Origin of the sequence: Bombella dulcis, assembly GCF_026385505.1 — a bacterium.
Classification (GTDB): Bacteria; Pseudomonadota; Alphaproteobacteria; order Acetobacterales; family Acetobacteraceae; genus Bombella; species Bombella dulcis.
This window is the reverse complement of record NZ_JANIDV010000004.1, coordinates 54,499-71,306: the sequence shown is the minus strand read 5'-3', so window position 1 is coordinate 71,306 and position 16,808 is coordinate 54,499. Positions and strand designations below refer to the sequence as shown.

The window sequence follows — 16,808 nt, the reverse complement described above, 5'->3', positions numbered from 1 at the left end:
TTCTGTGCAGACTTGGCAAGTATTCAGGAGTGTAACATGCGTGTTTTACAGCCTCATGAGTTGGGCCTGATTGGTGGGGGCGCCGTTATGTACATCATTCTGTGAAGAAACATAGTTCGGTTAAAGAACATGGTGGTGGAAGGCCCAATATAAGTCTTTTCAATCATTGGGTCGTTGTGTTGTAACTTTCTTTATGGTTCTATCCCCGAATAGTAGGAGCTGTTCGGGGATTTTTTATTGGGATCGTGAGTTTTTGAGATGGCAGCGGGCCAGACTGTCAAATTCGGTAATGGAGAGGGTCTCGGCCCGTCTGGTCGGGTCTATGCCTGTTTCTTCCAGCAGGATGCTCCCCCTGATGGGCTTCAGGGCAGCCCGCAGCATTTTGCGCCGCTGTCCGAAAGCGGCGGCAGTGACCTGTTCCATGGCCCTGAACAGGGCTGGTGAGGGTTGTTCGGGACGGGGAATGATGAGGGCCACGGCGGAGTGGACCTTCGGGGGTGGTGAGAAGGCTCCCGGTGGTAGGGTCAGGGCGATGGAACAGTCGGCACACCACTGTGACAGAACGGCCAGTCGCCCGTAAGCGGACATTCCGGGAGCAGCGCAGACCCGCTCCGCCACTTCTTTCTGGAACATCAGGGCCATGCGGGACCATTGATCTGCCTGTCGCAGCCAGCCGATAAGAAGCGGTGTGGCAACGTTGTAGGGCAGGTTGGCGATGATCTGTCGGGGGGCCGGGCTCAGCTGGGCAGCATCCAGTTTCAGGGCATCCTGCCGGACAATATGGAGCTGCTCCGGGTAATGGGTCTGAAGCTCTTCCAGCAGGGGCCAGGCCCGTCTGTCAATTTCAACAGCCTGTACGCTTCTGGCTCCGGATTGCAGGAGCGCACGGGTCAGGCCACCAGGGCCGGGACCAATCTCGACCACATGAAAGTCTGCCAGATGGCCACCAAGGGCGGCAATCTTCATGCAGAGGGTAGGGTCAAGCAGGAAGTGCTGGCCAAGAGTCTTGAGGGCATCCAGCCCATGTGCCCTGATGCTCTCCCGCAGTGAGGGAAGAGGGGGCAGGTCAGCCCGTGTGGTCATCCGTGGGTGGACAGTACGGTCTTGGCAGCCGGACGTATCTTGATGATGGCATGACGGCGCAGGGACCGCTGAAGCTGCTGGGAGGCCTGCTCGACACGCTCATTCATCAGCTGGTCGGCGATCTGGCCGGGTGTCTGCTGGGCCAGATTGCGCTCGTCACGGGAGCAGACCATGAGCAGGGCGATGCCATCCGGTGCCACCAGAGGGCGGGATACATGCCCGGTAGGAATCTTGTCCACGACCTGCTTCATCTGCGGTGCCAGACGTTCGGCAATCTGGAGGCCCGGATTGCTGGGGCGGCTGTTGCCCAGCGAGGCATTCAGGGCTTCCATTTCGCTACAGCTTCTGATGGTCTGCGACGCATGAATGGCCTTCTGGAGGGAAGCCTTCTGCTGGTCTGTCGGTTCTGCGGGATTCAGGGGGGAGCTGAAGGGGAAGAAGGCCTGCCTCATGTTGAGGAGCGTGCCCATCTGCTTGCCGATGGTCCGGCGGGAATGGACGGTGACAATCTCATAGCCACCCGGAACCTTGATGGGGTTGGAGATGGCGTTTTCCGGCATTTTCTTGACGATGGGAAGGACTTCAGGCTCGATGTTGTCTTCCTGCATCCAGCCACGGGATCCACCCTGAAGGGCTGACTGGTCCTGTGAGAACTGGGCGGCCACGATGGGGAAAGGCGCACCATTGCGCAGCTGGGTGATGATGGTTTTCACGAAGTTCAGCTCAGCCTCATCATGGCGGGGATCGACCACGGGGATGAAGATTTCACTGATGAAATATTGTGGGCGGCTCGCTTCGGCCTGGAGGGCTTGTTCACGTTGCGTGATCTGGAGGGGGGTCACACGGCTGCGGACGCCGAGGTCCTCACGCAGCACCTGCATCCAGCCGATCTGGACACGGAGCTGGTCAATCAGGGTCGTCAGGGAAATGCTATCGGCTTTCAGGCGGTTCCGCAGGGCATTTTCCGGCATGCCATTGCGGGCCTCGATGGTGTGTATGGCCTCGGCAATCTGTTCCGGGTCGACATTGATGTGGCGGCTGAGGATTTCCTGCATTTTCAGCCGTTCGTCAATCAGCTGGTGGATCAGCTGGTTGCGCATGCGGGCCATGATGTCAGGGCTAAGGGGCAGCCCCGTGGAAACGACAAAAAGCCGTGCCCGGTCTTCGACGTCACGCTGGGTCAGTATCTGCCCGTTCACGATCGCAATGATCTGGTTTTCCGTCAGGGCGGACGGTGAATCCGATCCTGTGGAAGCCTGCTGCGTGGTGGTGGCATCAGTTGTTGCCTGAGGTCCGTGATGTTTGGCTACGGCAGTCCCACCAGCCATCAGGGCAGCCCAGGCTGTCAGGGGTAACAAGGCAGAGCGAGAGAGACGTAAGTAGAAGGACATGATCAAGTCAGTTTCCGAACGTACCGAGAGAGTTGAGTGAAATGCTGAAACCGACATTCAGGTTGGGACGCCGCCCACCGATGCGGGTATACTGGCGGAAGATGTAAAGGTTTGCTGTTAGACAGTCATTAGAGTATCCGATTGCCCCACCATTCGCCACAAATTCCTTACGGGAGAGGCTGCGTCTTGTGTAGTAGGCAGCGTGGAAATTCCGCCAGCGGCCCGTGACTCCGCCGCTGATCTCACTTGTTTTGCTGAGATAGGGGTTTCTTAGGACGTGGGGGTTAGCCAGTTCGGTGATACGGGGCGTGTAGTAGTAATAGTAGGAAGTTATGGGTTCATAGACATAACCGGCCATGACACGGAAGAAGGGCAGGCCCGCTGATACGAGGCCTTCGCCATAATCAAAGTTCTTGTTGTAGGGGTTGAAACGTCCCCGTGCCGTCAGGTCGAAATAGCGTGACGGCGTCATCGTGATGCGTCCCACAGGGTCGGAGAATGTGTGATTGACGCCGGAATAGGCCATGTAGGCTGGCCCGCCCTTGTTGGGATGCTGGATGAAGCTCTCGCCGATCAGCATGTCGATGGAATGGCCGTTCCAGCTCCAATTCTGATGGATGCCCACATTGGCCCTCATGCCCCCGTCAAGACGGTCCGTGCCCATGTAGCGGTTGAGCGCAAAGAGGGTCGTGTCGTTGAATTCGTAGGCGAAGCTGTCTTCATTGGGAAGCTGACGGTGCATGGCGTTGCCCGTGTTGGGGGCGGCGATCAGCTGCACGATCGGCTCGAAGACCTGAGACCCATGCCCTCTGGCGAAGGTGCGGAGGAAAGGCCAGTTCATCTTGACGGCCACTGTCGGCTGGAACTGCCCGCTCATATGGGAGCCTGATTCCTCGTACAGGGGCTGCTCATGCATGCGGGTGGAATGATAGAGCATGGAGTCAAAACGGGCGGTCACGACCCACTGCTGGCCCCAGCTGTTGGTCCAGGGGCGGTCCCACTGCATGGCCAGCTCTCCACGCTGGTCATTGGCCCCGTGTTTGCGGAGAATGACGAAATCTGTCGTATGGATGCTCAGCCGTCCACCGAGCCGGTCCGGCTCTCCCTGGAACTCGTAGGTGAAGCGGGGCAAGGAATAGGGAAGGTCCCTGTTGTTGATGATGCCCTGGTTGAGGCCCTGATAGACCTGCGTATCCAGCCGCAGATAGGAGCCGACACCGAAGCCTTCCAGATAGGCGTTGGAGTTGAGCGTGTCATTGCCATAGCCGGGAAGGCTGTAGTCACGCATGTAGTTGGCTGAGGTGGCACGGTTGGCGTTGAAGCCCACCCGCCAGTGTGGCGAGAGATTGAATTCGCCCCGGCTGGCTATGTAGGCCTGCGCACCATGCTCCTTGCCGCCATTACCGAGTTCACCGAAGGCGTTGTAGAATGGCTGGTTGCGCAGGGTGTCATCAGCCACGCCGCCTTCAAGGCGGATATAGCCGTTATTGAGGCGGTTCCGGTAGATCGTGGAAAGCTGTGGGCCAGATTTCGTAGAAACTAGAGGAGTGAAAGTCGCATCTTGGTGGCCGTCAATCACCCAGTAATAGGGAACGCTGAAAACCGTACCGAGATAGCGGTCGTTCGGTTCAAGGTTGAAGTTCATCAAGCCACTATGGCGTTTCGAGCTGGGGTCTGTGACAGGTAGGTAGGGGAAATAGAAGACAGGTATGCCAAGCACACGCAGCCATGCCCGGTCGAATTCCAGATTCTGGTTGTCCTTGTCCTGCGTCATGCCATGCGCCCTGATTTCCCAGAAGGGGGCACGGTCAGGATGCGCCGCACAGACGGGGCAGGCCGTGTAGATGGGATTGGCAAAATCCGTCACACGCCCGTTGCTGCGCCTCATGCCGCTGCTGGATACCTTGGCTTCATTCTGCATGCGGATATACAGGGCGGAGCTGACAGCATCCTTCATGCCGTGGGACAGTTCGACCTGATCGGCATAGGCAATGGTGCCGTCAGGCTGTGTCAGGGCCACATGATGGATGGCCCTGATGATGCCAGCCGCCCGGTCATAGGTGACCGTATCGGCCCGCAGGGTCTGGTTGCCCTGCCAGAGGCGGACATTGCCCTCAAGGACAAGCTGGCCGGTCTTGTCGTAGCTTTCATGGTCAGCCAGATAGGTGACCGGCTCCGAGCTGGTCGTGTCATTCCCCGTGGGCGTGACAGGCTGCGTGTTGGGTGGCAGGGTGCGGATGCGCTGCGGTGCCTTCGTCTTTGTGGGGGCACTTTCCGTATTGGTCTGGCTGGAAGGCTGGGCAGAGGCAGGTATCTGGGCAGAGGCTGGCATGACCTGAAGCAAGGCCCCCAGGGCACTCCCTGCAAGGGCCTGGCTAAGCAGTGACCGGGGCTTTCCAACACGGAATGGAAAGTCATCAGACAGTGGCATCAGCCATCCTCCAAATGCAGCAGCAGGGCTGCGGCAAGACACAAACCGGCACCCGCCGGCCCCCATGCGGCGGGGAACGGGGGCAGAGCTCCAGACTTTCCCAGCTGCTCGGCGACCTTGGAGACCGCAAAGAGAGCAAAGCCGGCGGCAACACCCGTGCCTAACATGCGCATGATTCCGCCACGCCCGGCAGGGCGCATGGAAAAACCGGCAGAGACCAGCGTCATGGTGACGGCAAGCATAGGAAGGGCCAATAGCCCTTGAAAGTGGAGACGATAAGGTATCGTGGAAAAACCGGAATGACGCAACAGTTTAATCACGTCCGGCAGTGCCCAGAAGGAGAGCGTATCGGCTGGCAGGGCACGCAGCTTTAAGGTTTTCGTAGTGAATTCGGAGGGCAGAAGCCGTTCATCCTGCCGGTATGGATGGTGACTGTCAGAAAGGATGAGGACGTCATGGAGTCTCCAGAGTCCATTGGAGAATGTCCCTCTGGCCGCTTCCATCCGGTTGCGGAGGGTCATGTTGCCATTCAGCTGGAAAATGGTGATGGCCTGTCCGTTCAGGGTGCTTCCCTGCTGCTGGAGGGTGCCGACATGGAAGATGGTATCGCCATGATCGGGAGAGCCGTGGCCCCTGTCCCTGATCCAGAGGTCGGAAAAGCGGGTCTCGTCAGGGTGATGCTGGCCCCGCAGCCATGTCTTGTCCAGTTCCACGGCCCGGCCATAGCTGTAGGAAGACAGGGGTGACAGGCCGGCGCTGACGATCACGCCCATCATGGCCGCACAGAAGGAAGGGCTGATGAGGACCTGCCAGGCCGAAATGCCTGCGGCACGGGTCACGACCAGCTCTGACGAACGGGCAAGGCGGGAGAAGCAGATCATGCCGCCCAGCAGGATGGCGAAGGGCAGTATGTAGATCACATAATAGGGGACGTGCAGGGCCGTGATTTCCAGCACACGGGAGAGACCGGCCTCCGGGTGGGCAGCGGCACGGCGGAGCAGGTCGATGAAATCGAAGAGGGAAATCAGCCCGGTCAGGGCCAGCAGGGTCAGGCAGGCTGTCAGGGTGAACCTGCGGCCTGCATAGCGGGCAAGGGTGAAGGAGAAGCCGGAGTGGACCATGTGGCAGGGTGTCCTTACTGCGCCGGGGGCTGGCGGAAGGGCGTGGAGGCTGGTGACAGGCTGTAGGTACGGGCTGCATCCCGCAGGAAAATTCCTCCACCCACGATGATGGGCAGCAGGACTTCCAGCCAGAGAAGTGGCACGAGAGCCGGGTTCCGTTCAGCCAGATTTTTCAGCATCAGGGACAGGATCATCAGCCCGACAACACTGAGGACGGCCATTGTGGGACGGATGATGGTGCCATGCCGGCTGAAACGCCCCCGCAGGACGCAGAGCAGCCCGATCATCCCATAGGAGAGGCAGGCCAGCGGGCCGGTGAGACGTGTCCAGCCCTCGATGAGCAGCTTGTTGTGTGCATGTGCGGGCAGGTCGCCCTGCGGGTGGAAAAGCTGCCTCATGGTCAGCTCGGCCACATCGGGGCTGAGGGTCTGATCGTGCGGAGAGCCGAAATCAAGCGTTTCCAGCCGGAAGAGAAGCGTGCTCAGCTCACCGGTCCGGCGGTTGAGAGTCTGGCGGGAGCCATTGTGAAGGATCAGGCGCAGCACGTCGCCATGCGGTTCCGTCAGCCCGTCTTCAGCAAGGATGGTGACCGGGTTTTCGGGCACCCTGTTATCCTCGATCATGATGCCGCCGAAACTGTCATCGCTGTGGCGTTCCCGGATATAGACGGTCATGTCTCTGGAGACGGGCGTGAAGACGCCTTCCTCCAGCAGGAAGGCGGCTGCCCGGTTGCGGATTTCCAGCTCATAGCGGTGGAAGTGATGGTAGGCGAGTGGTGCCCCCCACAGGCTCAGCCCATAGCCGATGAGCGTGGCGAGACCGGCACAGACCAGCCCGGGGCGGGCCAGTCGCAGGGGAGACAGGCCGGTGGCCTGAAGGATGGTCAGTTCCCGGTCACCTGCCAGACGCTGGTAGAACCACAGGATGACGAGAAAGCATGTGACCGGCAGGATGACACTGACGAAGGAGGGCAGCATCAGCAGGGTCAGGTGCAGGAAGGCCAGCAGGGACAGTCCGTGCTGGACGATCATGCCGATGAAATGCAGGGACTGTGTCAGCCATATCAGGGCCGTGGCTCCTCCTGTCAGGGCTGCCAGTCCGAGGAGTAGATGATGGAGAATGTAGCGGTCCCGCAAGGGGAACATCCTACGGATGCTGGCGAAGAAACGTCCGGCACTGTCCAGTTGCTGTCGGGCCATGTCAGGCCGGGGGCGAGGCCGGGTCTGTCGGGCGGGGAGCGGCGGCCCGCTTCAGCCGGTCCTTCAGGGCACGGCCCAGTCCTTCCGCTGGCAGGGGAGCCACGGCAATGGCGGTCAGGCCGTGGCGGGCGGCAGCCTGATCCAGCTGGCGGAGGCTGGCAAAGAGGCGGCGTGCGGCTTCTTCCACGCTGCCACCGGGACTGAGATCGAGGGTGAGTGCTGGAGCCGCTCCCTGCACCTCTCGTCCGCCAAAAGTCAGGAAGGCTTCGTGAGGATGGACATGGGTGGCATCAAGGCGCACGGGCAGGGACGGTGCATAATGGGAGGTCAGCTGTCCCGGCGCAGTGGGACGAAGATCATCCGTTCCATCATGCTCTGCCACGGTGATGGGGCCGCAGACTTCCTGCAACTCTTCCAGCGTGACGCCGCCGGGGCGGCGGAGAATGGGATGGGGGCCTGTCAGGTCCAGAACGGTGCTTTCCAGCCCGACAGGGCAGGGGCCGGTATCCAGCACGGCATCAATCCGGCCTTCAAGTTCGTCCAGCACATGACGGGCGGTGGAGGGACTGACCCGGCCGGACCGGTTGGCGGAAGGGGCAGCGATGGGCTGGCCTGTCAGGCGGAGCAGGTCTTCCACCGCCCGGCCTCTGGGGACACGCACGGCCAGCGTGTCCAGCCCGGCCGTGACGGCCTGACAGAGGCGGCTTTCCGCATGGCGGGGCAGGATGAGTGTCAGCGGGCCGGGCCAGAAACGCCGGGCCAGACGCCGGGCCATGTCATGCAGGGGGATGGCCATGTCGGCTTCCGCAAAGGCAGCCTCGGCTGATGCGAAATGGCTGATGAGCGGGTTGAAGGAAGGCCGCCCCTTGGCCTGAAAGATGTGTTTCACGGTCCGCTGTGACGTGGCCAGTCCCCCCAGCCCGTAGACCGTTTCTGTCCCGAAGGCGACCAGTCCCCCCTGCTGGAGCAGACGGGCGGCCCGCCGGATTCCGTCATGGTCCTGATCAAGCCGTTCTGTACGATGATGTGGGGCAGGGTGGGGCATGGTGTGCTGGTACCGGAATGATGATGGAGACAGGTGAAACGGGGGCGGCCTCAGCCGTTGGGATAGCCCGTGCAGAAGAAGGGAGGATTGAGCCAGCCTTTCTTGCCGTAACGGAGCGTCTGGCCATGCTCGTCCATGAGATGACCGCCTGCGGCTTCCAGAATGGCCTGCGGGGCTGCCGTGTCCCATTCCATGGTCGGTCCGAAACGGGGGTAGAAATCGGCCTTCCCTTCGGCAATGAGGATGATCTTTGCGGCTGACCCCATGCGGGTGACGGACTGGACATGACGGCCATCCAGCCATCTCTGGAGCAGTTCTTCGGATGTGTGGTGGGAGGAGGTCATGACCCGCAGGCCCTCCTTACCCGGCGGGGCCGTCCTGATGGGGTGGCGTTGGGGGCCGATCAGCTGGAAGGCACCCTGTCCGATCCCGCCACCATAGAGTCCCTGCCGGGCGGGCAGGGCCACGGCCCCCAGAACGGGCCTGTTCTGGCGGACCAGACCGATATTGATGGTGAAGTCATCACCGCCCGCTGCAAAACTCCGTGTGCCGTCCAGCGGGTCGATCAGCCAGTAACTGCTCCCGGCAGGGACATGGATGCCGGCGGCATGTTCCTCTTCCGCAATGGCGGGAATGTCCGGGCAGGCATCCCGCAGGCGGGTGAGGATGTGCGCTTCCGATGCCCTGTCCGCCTCCGTGACCGGAGAGGAGTCGGCCTTGATCTCTGTCTGGAAACCCCGGTCGCGGATCTCCCGCACGATCTCGGCGGCTTCGGCGACAATGTCCAGAGCGAGTGTCAGCAGATCACGGTCTTGCGGGGGCGTATCGGGGGAAGCATTCATGGTGGCAGGTTACCGTATTATGGACCGTTCGTCACTTCTCCTCTTCTCTGTTATGGTGGGGGGACTGAGAAGGGGTGTGTTTACACCGTAATGGTCATGTGAGGCTGGTCTGATGGTCTTCATTAGGTCATAAGGCGGGACATTCCCCTCATGATGAGGGCAGGCGATTCATGAAGGTGCCGGATGGTGCGGATGCCTGCTCCCGAGATGAAACAGGTTTGTTATGATTGACATTTCTTTCTCTACAGAAGTTCGTCCGCAGGGGGGAACAGGCCTTTCCGCCATACTGTTCTGTCATGGGGAATCCTTTGCTCAGGGAGCCGTGTTTCGCAGGCATGACGAGGCTCTGGGGGGTGCCCTGTCCCGTGCCGTGGCCCTGCGGGACTTCACGGGCAAGGCCGGGCAGGCCGTCAGCCTGATCGCTCCGGCGAAGGATGTGGCGCAGTTCCATCTTCTGGGCTGTGCCCCGGCGGCTGATGAGCCGCAGAGTGCCGGAACGGCTGCCCGTCTGGCCGGTGGTGAGGCCGTGAAGCTGCTGAAGGCCAGCAGCATTGAAGCCTCCGCAGCTGTCCTGCTGCTTGAGGCCGGACAGGCCCCGCTGGCAGCGGAGATTGCGCTGGGTGCCCGTCTGGGAGGGTACCGTTTCGACCGTTACAGGACCATCACCGGCAAGGCTCCGGCCCTGAAGGCCTTGTGCGTTGCCCTTCCGGAAGACGGTCAGGCAGAGGCAGCCCGGACAGGCTGGAAGGAACTGGAAGGGCTGGGGGAGAGTGTCTTCCTGACACGGGACCTCGTGAATGAGCCTGCCAATGTCCTTTTCCCTGAAGAATTCACCCGGCGGATCAGGGAGCTTGAATCTCTGGGGCTGGAAATTGAGGTGATGGACCGTGCCCGGATGGAAGAGCTGGGTTTTGGTGCCCTTCTTGGCGTGGCGCAGGGCAGCGAGAAGCTGCCTTTCACGGTCATCATGCGCCATAAAGGTGATGCCGGGTCCGACAGGGCACCGCTGGCCTTCATCGGCAAGGGTGTGACCTTTGATTCCGGGGGCATTTCCATCAAGCCTGCTGCGGGCATGGATGAGATGAAGATGGACATGGGCGGTGCCGCGGCCGTTGTCGGCGTGATGAGCGCACTGGCCCGCCGCCAGGCTCCGGTCAATGCCGTGGGTGTTGTTGGTCTGGTGGAGAACATGGTGTCCGGTGCGGCCCAGCGTCCGGGTGACATCGTGAAAAGCCATAGCGGCCAGACCATCGAGGTCCTGAACACCGATGCGGAAGGGCGTCTCGTGCTGGCTGATCTGCTGTCCTACACACGGCAGACCTTCAGCCCTGCCCTGATGGTCAATCTGGCCACATTGACGGGGGCCATCGTCGTGGCACTGGGCAGCAACTATGCCGGACTGTTCAGCAATGATGACCAGCTTGCCGGTGCGCTTGCCAGGGCCGGGGAGGAAACGGGTGAAGCCCTGTGGCGCATGCCGATGGGAGCCGCCTATAACCGCCGCATTGATTCCGACATTGCCGACATGAAGAATATTGGTGGGCGTCCGGGCAGCTCCATTCTGGCGGCAGAGTTCCTCAAGCGGTTCGTGGGTGATACGCCGTGGGCTCATCTGGATATTGCCGGTACGGCCTGGGTCGAAAAGGCCACATCCATCACACCCAAGGGGGCCAGTGGTTTCGGCGTGCGCCTGCTGGACCAGTTTGTCCGGCTTTATCAGGCCCGTCACTGAACTCCGTCACCGGGCAGTGAGGAATGGACCGGCCCTGTCAGGGCCGGTCCGGCAGGTACCGTCATGGAAGAGGCATGTCATGCAGGAGCAGGCTGACGGACAGGTCAGAATGGCGACCCATCCGCCACGAGAGATTCAGGTGGGGTTCTATCATCTCACACGGACCTCTCTTGAAGAGGCCCTGCCTGCCCTTCTGGAGAAGACTCTGGAGAGTGGGGAGCGTGCCATCGTCCGCTGCCGGGATGCCGGGCAGGTGACGGGGCTGGATGACGCCCTGTGGGCAACACGGGCTGACATATGGCTCCCTCATGGCAGCCGGGCGATGGGGCAGGCGGCCCGCCAGCCCGTCTGGCTGACGGACTGTGATGAATGCCCCAACGGGGCAGCCTTCCTGTTCCGCATCAATGGAGCATGGGATGGGGAACTGAACGGCTTCAGGCGGATATTTGACCTGTTTGACGGTCGTGATGAAGCCGTAGTCCAGCAGGCCCGCCTGCGCTGGAAAGACATGAAACAGGCCGGATACGGCATGGCGTACTGGAAACAGGAAGCCAGAGGCTGGAAAAGGGCAGGGTAAGGCCAGACATGTCATTCCATGATCCTTTCATGGCCTGCCTGATGGTGTTGCTGGCCGTGCTGCTCTGTGGTGAGCGGTCTGTCCGCGTGTTCGTCAGTGGTCTGTGGCGTTCCGTTCCGCTGGATGTCTGGCGGCAGGGGGGCTGCCACATGGCGGGCATGGTTCTGGCCCTGCTGACCCTGGCGGTCGTCCCACATGCCGGGGCAGCGGCCTGTCTGATGGCCGTGTCGCTTGTTCTGCTGGGGGGCGGACGGGTCTTCCAGCCTGTCTGGGGTGTGCCCGCTCTGGTCGGGTATGGTCTTTTCCCGGCGGAAGCCGGTGGTCTCGGTGTGATGGCAGTCTGTTTCTGGGCCGCAGGCAGGGCGGTGGGGGAACGTGAAGCGGCACGGTCCGTTGCCCTCATCCTGATGCTCGGGCTGGGCCATGAGATGGCAGCCCGTCATCCCCTTGACTGGATGCTGGGGGTGGCCGGACTGGTCGGGTTGTGCCTGATGGCTGGCATGTGGGCGGACCGGCTTTTTCTGTATCGCTACTGCCGCCTCGTTCGGCCCGTGCTGTTGCTGGGTGTCATGGAGGTTTCCCGTCAGCAGGGGATGGAGCTGGGTGTGGAGGGGGCTTTCTTCGCCCTGCTTCTGGACCTTGCCGGCCAGTGCCTTGCCGTGGTCTGGCCCCGGGCGTCCCTGCTGATGCTTCCGGCACCGCCCCTGCCGGGATTCGTCGTGGGCTGGGTCGGGCTTCATGCTTCGCTTGGCCTGAGCAGCAGCACGGAGGGATGGACTGTCATGGGCTGCCTGCTTGGTGTGGCGATCATGGGGCTTTCACTGGGGGATGGCGTTCTGGTGCTCAGTCAGGCGGCTCCGGCCCTGCGGGATGGCCTGCGGAGGCACTGGGCCTGGGGCCTGTGCCTGGCCGTGATCCTGCCTCCCGCCTGCGGCATGGCGGCGGACTGGCTGACAGGGTATGGGGCGGGCTGGGCCAGCTGGCTCTATCGCCTGCCCGGTGGTGATGGCAGCATGATGGCCCTGCCTCTGTTCTGGGGCGTGATGCTGCCTGTCTGGCTGTGCCTGTCCCGGCGCAGGCGTGGCAGCTCCGAGGGCGGCCTGTTTCTGGAAGAAGAAGGAGAGACCGGGCTGGCGGGGCTTCAGTCTTACATGCAGGCGGCACCGGTCTGCCCTCACAGCCTGAAACGGCTGCTGATGCGGGGGAAGAGGCAGGCCCGGAGCGTGCGGCTTTCCGCTACGGAACTTCTGTCACTTCTGCCCGCGCAGGAACTCGGTGCCGTGTTCTGGCTAGTCTTTCTGGGATGTGTTCTGGTCGTGATGGGGCTGGCGCAATGACGGGATCATTTCTGGCTGCCGTGTTTCATGTCGTGCTGGAGCTTGTCCTTCAGTGTGGTGCTGTCCTTCTTCTGCTCCCCGTGATGTTCTGGCTGGAGGAGGACGTGCCAGCCCTGCTGGTCGGGCGGGCCGTGGCTCCATTGAGAGAACGCTACAGGCGGTTCGGGACGTTCTGGCGGCTGATTTTGCGCCACGGTCTGCCTCTGGAGGACGGGCTGATGCTGGCTCTCGGTTTTCTGGCGATGCTGTGCCTTGCGGGATTGTCCATTGTCAGGGCGGATGTGGGAACCGTGATGGGGGCATGGCTGGCGGATCCGCTCCTGATGGGAGGGGTTCTGCTGGCTGGGGCCTTCTGGGCGGTGCCGGGGCGTTTCTGGGCGGAGCGTGGGCGGTGCTGTGCCGCCCTGTGCCTGACGGAATGTTTTCTTGTGCTGGCGGCTCCGGGTGTCACGGGGTTGCAGGGGGTGCAACGCCTTCTGCTGGCGGCTCCGGGGTCCAGCCTTGCGGGCACGTCCCTCTGCTGTGCCGTGGCACTGGCCCTGACGGCAGCCCTGCCGGACCCCCAGTCTCTGGCAGAGGACATGGTGGCCCGTGGGCAGCCTGCCAGCCGTACGGCCCGGGATCAGCGGCAGGTGATCGTGGCGATCTATCAGGTTGGCTGGGCCTTGCTTCTGGGTGATCTTCTGCTGCCTGTCCTGTTCGGTCTGGAGGGACCGGCAGGCGTGAGCGGGCTTGTGGTCCGGTTTGGGGGGGGAAGTCTTCTGGTATCCCTGGGGCGGCTGACGGGGATGCGCCGGAATGGACGTTTCGTGGCCCTTCTGCTCGGGCTGGCCGGGTTGATGGCCCTTGCCGGGAGGTTCGCCGTATGATGACCGGTTTTGCCTGTGCGCTCGTGCTGGTGCTGCTGACGCTGGGGCGGGATGGCCGCTGGCTGCCGCTCTACGGGCTACTCTGTGCAGCCATTGCAGGGACCTCCGGGATGGGGGTGCTGGCTGCGTTCTGCGCCCTGCTGCTCCCCGTGTTCAATCTTCTGCTCTGGGGGATTGTCCGGCATTTTGCGGTCGGGCAGGGCGCATCCTTTGCAGGAGGGCGAGGGCTGATGCCTGTGGTGATGACCCTGCTGCTTCAGTTCGTTCTGGCCTTCTTCGGGTCAGGGCTGGGGCTGGTGCCCACGTTCGGCATCGGGCTGGTTCTGGCCGGTCTCTGTTCGGCAGCCTGCGGGGTGGCTCTAGCCCAGTTCTGTGGGCTGATCATGGCCGTGGACGGGCTGATGGTCATGGCGGCCATCCTGCCGTCCTGGGGGCTGTTCGTGACGGCAGCGGCTCTCTGGGCCGTCATGGTGTTTCTGGCACTGGTGCTGCTGCCCAGACTGGCCTGGCTGCATGTGGGTGATGAATGATGGCTCTGGCGGCGGTTTCATTTGCGTCTGGTCTGTTTGCGTCTCCCGTGCTGTTCGGGCTGTTCTGCTGGCCTTTTCTGGTGGTCTGGGTTCTCTGGGCGTCACGGCGGCCAGCCCAGGCCCGACATATGGCCCGGCTGGGGCTGGGGCTGAGCCTTCTGGCCCTGCTGGGCTGTTCTTCCGGCATGACATGGGGGCAGGCACTCTGTCTGGGCATGGAAGCCTGCGTGCCCGCCCTGCTTTTTGCCCTCTGGCGGGGGGCTGATTCTTTCCGGGAGAAGGCGTCTTTCGGGGAAGGCATGGAAGCCTATCTGCCTTTCCTCGTGACGGGATGCATCTTCATGGGGCTCCTGCTGCGGCCCCCTCTGGCGGTACTGTTCTTTGATGGTGCGGGGACCGTGCTGCTGGCCTGGTGGGACGGACGGGCAACACGGCGGGCCATGCCTGCCTGGGACATGGTGCGCCTGCGGCTGAGTGGCGTGATCCTGGCCGGGCTTGGTCTTACGGTCATGCAGGGCGGTGGCGTTTTTGCCAGCACTGAGAGTGCGGTACAGGTCGGGCAGGTCCTGGCCCTGATGGGGCTGTGCATGATGGCGGGACTGGGCAGCGTCATGTCCAGTCGGGCCGAGCTGGCCCTTCTGGATGTCGGGCTGCGGTTTGTTTCGCTCTTCCTCATGCCTCTGCTGGCGGTAACACCCTTCACGCAGCTTCTGATGGTCATTGCCGGGCTGCTGGCCCTGGGCAGTCTGCTCCTGAGGCGGGCAGGGTCCCTGCCGCTGCTTCCCTGGCTGACAGGGCTGGGGCTGCTGGCCGCAGGGACAGGGCAGATGCCGTGCCTGCTGCTGCTTTATGTGGCGGCCCTGTTGGCGACGGCCCTGCGTCTGGGATGTCACGGGCTGCTGCCGGTAGGGCAGACGGCCCTGCCAGCCGGGCTTGCGCTGCTGCCCATACAGATGGTCCTGCCGGTCATCATGGTGGTGCTGGCCGTTCTGGCCCCTCTGCTTGGCTGGGGTGCGCTGGTCAGTCTGCTGGCCTGCATGGTGCTGGGCTTCTGGCATCTCGGGCTTGAGACCCTGCCGCAGAGTCTTTTGGTTGTCTGGCAGCGGGGGGGACGAGTGATGCGGTCCATCCTGTTCTGTCTCGGTCTGCTGGCCTGTCTGGCCGTGATCCTGCTGGTTTATGCGTCGCCTCTACTGAAAGGACATGCGGCATGATGAACGGACCTGCCCTCTCCGAGGGGGAACGTGTCGGGCTGTTTCATTACCGTGTGACGGCGGAAGGCTGGCAGCGTCTTCTGCAGCAGAATGCCCGGATGATGACGTTGCTGGCTTTCTGGGCAGATGGAGACTGGGCCACGGCCCTGTTCCTGCTGGAAGGAGAACAGCCCCTGCTGCTGAGTACGGCTGTGGAGCAGGGGCATTATCAGGCGGTTTCGCCCTATTTCCCGGCGGCACAGTGGGGGGAGCGCATCGCCCGTGACCTCTGGGGTGTGGAGGCGTGGTCTGCGCTGGATGACAGCCCCGCCGTGGATGATGGCAGCTGGTCGCTCACGGCTCCCCTGTCGGCCACGCCCCTGCCTGTGGGGGATGGTGGGGGACAGCCGCTGCCACGCTGCCGGATTGAAGCATCACGTACGCCTGTACCGGGGCTGCTCGGCATTGATTATGTGCTGTCCGATGGCGTGATGCAGCAGGTCGAGGTGCAGATTGCCGCCGGGCATCGGGGGGTGCTGTCCCGTCTGATCGGGCTGACCCCGCAGGAAGCCATGCCTCTGGTGGCCCGTATTTCCGCCAGCGGGTTCGTGTCCCATCCGCTGGCGTTCGTCCGTGCCCTGGAGCAGGCCGGGAGCCGCCGGATAGACCCACGGGAGCGGGACAGGCGGCTGCTCCTGCTGGAGGCCGAGCGGATAGGGCTGCACCTGTTCGATCTGGCCCAGACGGCCCATCAGGCCGGGGCGGGTCTTCTGGCCAGCCTGTGTGACCATGCACGGGAGTATTTTGCTGATCTCTGCATGGAGCATGGCCTGTCACGCCGCCTGACGGACAGCATCAGGCTGGAGGAGCCGAGTGGGGTCGAGGCCATGATTCCATTTACCCAGGCCGTGTGTCAGGCGATGGCTCCCCGGCTGGAGCAGATCAGGCAGCTTACCCGTCTGTTTGATGGACGGCTGAAAGCCGTGGCACCTGTACCGACGGAAATGGCATGGGACTATGCGCTGGGTGGTGCAGCCGGTCGTGCCAGCGGGCGGTATCTGGACATGCGGTACATGGATGAAGGGGTCCGCCCGCAGGCCATGGGGGGAGCGGGCCGTCATGAGGGCGATGCATGGGCACGCAACCGGCAGCGTCTGGCAGAGATTGAGGAATCCCTGCGGATTTTTGACCGCATGACGACCGATTATGGGCAGGAAAATGAATGGCAGCCTCTGCCCCGCACGGATGAAGGGCTGGGCGTGGCCGAAGGGGCACGGGGGGATGTCTGGTACCATGTCGTGCTGGAAGAAGGGCGGCTGGCCCGCATACAGATACGGGACCCGATGCTGCCGCTTCTGGCCGTGCTGGGGGCCGTGCTGGAAGGGCATGAGCCGGAACAGCTTGGGCTGGTTCTGGCCTCGCTGGGCGTGTCTCCGGCAGGTGTGGCCCTGTAACGGG

14 protein-coding genes are annotated in these 16,808 nt (G+C 62.6%); 7 read left to right on the top strand and 7 right to left on the bottom strand.

The genetic code is table 11. From position 1 onward, the window contains the following. Window positions 1–234: 234 nt before the first annotated feature. From rsmA to NQF87_RS06770, 7 genes are read right to left on the bottom strand one after another with little or no spacing between them, the layout of a single operon-like run. Complete coding sequence (rsmA, locus tag NQF87_RS06800) at window positions 235–1,083, bottom strand: 16S rRNA (adenine(1518)-N(6)/adenine(1519)-N(6))-dimethyltransferase RsmA (RefSeq protein ID WP_266127674.1); 849 nt, start codon at window positions 1,081–1,083, stop codon at window positions 235–237. After that, the gene (locus NQF87_RS06795; protein WP_266127673.1) at window positions 1,080–2,474 is read right to left on the bottom strand and encodes a peptidylprolyl isomerase; all 1,395 of its coding nucleotides are present in this window, start codon (window positions 2,472–2,474) and stop codon (window positions 1,080–1,082) included. Before NQF87_RS06795 ends, rsmA begins: the two co-directional genes overlap by 4 nt. Before the next feature lie 7 nt (window positions 2,475–2,481). Beyond that, window positions 2,482–4,905, bottom strand: a complete 2,424-nt coding sequence (locus tag NQF87_RS06790; RefSeq protein WP_266127672.1) for an LPS-assembly protein LptD — start codon at window positions 4,903–4,905, stop codon at window positions 2,482–2,484. Continuing rightward, a complete protein-coding gene (gene lptG, locus NQF87_RS06785) occupies window positions 4,905–6,026 on the bottom strand; it encodes an LPS export ABC transporter permease LptG (protein WP_266127671.1) in 1,122 nt (373 codons plus the stop codon). Before lptG ends, NQF87_RS06790 begins: the two co-directional genes overlap by 1 nt. A 14-nt stretch (window positions 6,027–6,040) precedes the next feature. Then, window positions 6,041–7,225 (bottom strand): LptF/LptG family permease, encoded by a 1,185-nt coding sequence (locus tag NQF87_RS06780; protein ID WP_266127670.1) that lies wholly within the window; start codon window positions 7,223–7,225, stop codon window positions 6,041–6,043. Between the two features lies 1 nt (window position 7,226). Then, window positions 7,227–8,270: an L-threonylcarbamoyladenylate synthase gene (locus NQF87_RS06775; protein WP_266127669.1), complete on the bottom strand. Its 1,044-nt coding sequence runs from the start codon at window positions 8,268–8,270 to the stop codon at window positions 7,227–7,229. Between the two features lie 50 nt (window positions 8,271–8,320). Beyond that, window positions 8,321–9,112 (bottom strand): 3'(2'),5'-bisphosphate nucleotidase CysQ family protein, encoded by a 792-nt coding sequence (locus NQF87_RS06770; RefSeq protein WP_266127668.1) that lies wholly within the window; start codon window positions 9,110–9,112, stop codon window positions 8,321–8,323. Between the two features lie 223 nt (window positions 9,113–9,335). On the opposite strand from NQF87_RS06770, the gene NQF87_RS06765 reads away from it, so the two are divergent. The 7 genes from NQF87_RS06765 to NQF87_RS06735 all read left to right on the top strand — a co-directional run bounded on the left by NQF87_RS06765 (window position 9,336) and on the right by NQF87_RS06735 (window position 16,804). Continuing rightward, entirely contained in the window at window positions 9,336–10,844 is a 1,509-nt protein-coding gene (locus tag NQF87_RS06765; protein WP_266127667.1) for a leucyl aminopeptidase, read from the top strand. Between the two features lie 79 nt (window positions 10,845–10,923). Beyond that, entirely contained in the window at window positions 10,924–11,421 is a 498-nt protein-coding gene (locus NQF87_RS06760) for a DNA polymerase III subunit chi (protein WP_266127666.1), read from the top strand. An 8-nt stretch (window positions 11,422–11,429) separates the two neighbouring features. Next, entirely contained in the window at window positions 11,430–12,758 is a 1,329-nt protein-coding gene (locus NQF87_RS06755; RefSeq protein ID WP_266127665.1) for a hypothetical protein, read from the top strand. Beyond that, entirely contained in the window at window positions 12,755–13,627 is an 873-nt protein-coding gene (locus NQF87_RS06750; RefSeq protein ID WP_266127664.1) for a hypothetical protein, read from the top strand. Before NQF87_RS06755 ends, NQF87_RS06750 begins: the two co-directional genes overlap by 4 nt. Next, a complete protein-coding gene (locus NQF87_RS06745) occupies window positions 13,624–14,157 on the top strand; it encodes a hypothetical protein (protein WP_266127663.1) in 534 nt (177 codons plus the stop codon). Before NQF87_RS06750 ends, NQF87_RS06745 begins: the two co-directional genes overlap by 4 nt. Beyond that, complete coding sequence (locus tag NQF87_RS06740) at window positions 14,154–15,371, top strand: hypothetical protein (RefSeq protein ID WP_266127662.1); 1,218 nt, start codon at window positions 14,154–14,156, stop codon at window positions 15,369–15,371. The genes NQF87_RS06745 and NQF87_RS06740 overlap by 4 nt, the downstream gene beginning before the upstream one ends. Continuing rightward, window positions 15,368–16,804 (top strand): NADH-quinone oxidoreductase subunit D-related protein, encoded by a 1,437-nt coding sequence (locus NQF87_RS06735; RefSeq protein WP_266127661.1) that lies wholly within the window; start codon window positions 15,368–15,370, stop codon window positions 16,802–16,804. The genes NQF87_RS06740 and NQF87_RS06735 overlap by 4 nt, the downstream gene beginning before the upstream one ends. Window positions 16,805–16,808: the final 4 nt, after the last annotated feature.